The organism is Streptomyces sparsus, from assembly GCF_054776295.1.
This window is the reverse complement of the sequence record NZ_BAAHCA010000923.1, coordinates 1-1,925: the sequence shown is the minus strand read 5'-3', so window position 1 is coordinate 1,925 and position 1,925 is coordinate 1. Positions and strand designations below refer to the sequence as shown.

1 pseudogene is annotated in these 1,925 nt (G+C 73.8%); it reads right to left on the bottom strand.

Going from position 1 to position 1,925, the window contains the following annotated elements:
- Window positions 1-1,925 (bottom strand): annotated as a pseudogene (locus tag ACYVE9_RS24975) (ATPase); the annotation flags it as partial.

Sequence of the window (1,925 nt, the reverse complement as noted above, 5' to 3'; positions counted from 1 at the left end):
GGCGGCCGTCCGCAACTCCTCCAGCAGCGCCTGCCGTTCGGTGTCGTACTCGGCCGCGCGCCGGTCGTCGCCGCGGTCCAGCGCGCGGTCGATCTCCTCGTCGAGATGGCACAGGCGCCGCCGGTAGCGCTGCTTGGCCTCCTCGTCGAGGACGGCGTCCCCGCCGAGGCCACGGGCGGCGACCACCACGTCACCGCCGGCCGGGTCCAGCAGCCGGACCGACGCCAGGTGCGAGCCGGGACTGGAGAGCAGGGTGTGCAGGTCCCTCAGTCCCTTGGCGTCGGGCACGCGGACCGTGCGGCCCTCGAAGGACAGCGTCCACACCGCCCCCTCGCGGCGGAACTCACCGGTGGTCGCGGCGGTTCCCTGCTTGCCGGCGCTCTCCCGCTCCCGGCGGACGTGGCGCACCCGGTCGGCGATGTGCGCCATACCCAGCGAGGCGGACTCCGCCTCGCACTCGGCCACCAGCCGTTCCGCCTCCGCCGCGTCACCCGGCCCCGCCCGGCGCGTCAGGACTGCCGCGAGGTGGGAGCGGGCCTCCAGCGACCAGGTACGGGCTCCGAGCAGGTCGGCCGACTCCCGGGCGGCGGTGAGCGACGCGACGGCCGCGTCCCAGCGTTCCTGCGCGGCGTCGAGCAGGCCGGCCCAGAGCGTCATCGGGCCGCTGACGTCGCACCCGAACACCGACACCGCCCACTCGTCCACGTAGGGGGCGATCGCGGATCTGGCCTGTTCGCACAGGTGGGGGTCGCGGGACGCCGCCGCGGCCTGCGCCTGGAACCTGAGCCACAGCGGCTCGAACATCCTGGGGCAGGGATCGCCGCGTTCGAGCCGGGCGGTGAGCAGCCGGACGGCGGTGGTGTGGTCGCCGCGTTGCAGCGCGGTGATGCCGACCAGCAGGTCCGGCTGGGGGTGCTCGGCCTCCTCGGCCGAGGCGAGAAGCGCGTCGACCTCCTCGAAGCGGCCCTGGTGGAGGCGGATCGACCACCACAGGTGGAGGTGCAGGAACTGGTAGCCGGGATGCTTCTTGCCGATCTGCTCGATCTGCCCGAGCTGCTTGAGGCAGTCCTCCGCCTCCGCGAAGCGGCCGCGCATCGCGCTGATGACGCCCTGGTCCACGGCCGCGTAGAACTGGAAGCGCGGCTCCGTCGACCGCCGGGCCATGGTGACGAAGGCGTTGAAGGCGTCCAGGTAGCGCGGGTCACCGCGCTCCAGCAGGGCGACCCACCGCAGTGAGGTGGCGAAGTACTCCATCACCCGGTCGCCGCTGCGGCGCCCCACGGTGATCATCTCCTCGGTGAGGCCGACGCGCTCCTCGGCCGTGCCGGGGCCCCAGATGGAGTTGTGCCGGGTGAGCAGGCTGAACCCGAGCGCCTCGTCGTCCTCCTCGCGACGGGCGACCACCACGAAGCGCAGGGTGAGTTCCTGTGCCAGTCGGGCGAGGCTCTTGCCCTCCTGGGTCGCACCCTCGTCCCCTCCGACCAGCTTCCGGTGCGCCTCCCGGAGCAACTCCTCGCTGCCGGCGTCCGGTTCCTCGTCGGGATCGGTGCTCTGCACGCTGAGCGCCGTCCGGGCCAGCAGTTCCGGGTCGCCGGAGGCACGGGCGAGCGCGGCGGCCTGGACCCGGAGGTCCCGGCTCTCCTCCCGGTCGCCGCCTCCGTGACGCAGCATGTAGGCGAGCTCCAGGGTGAGCAGGACGTGTCTGCGGACGTCGTCCTCGCAGCGCTCCATCGCCCGGCGGTAGTGCACGGCGGCCTCTTCGAACGCCATCCGGGCGCCGGCCTCCTCGGCGGCGGCCTCCAGCAGCACGGAGGCCCGTGCGGCGGGGAGTTCGGGGCCCGCCAGGTAGGCGTGCCGGGCGAGGTCGGCGGCGATGGTCTGCTCGGCGAGCGACGTGCCGCGGTCCACCACGTGCACGACGGCAG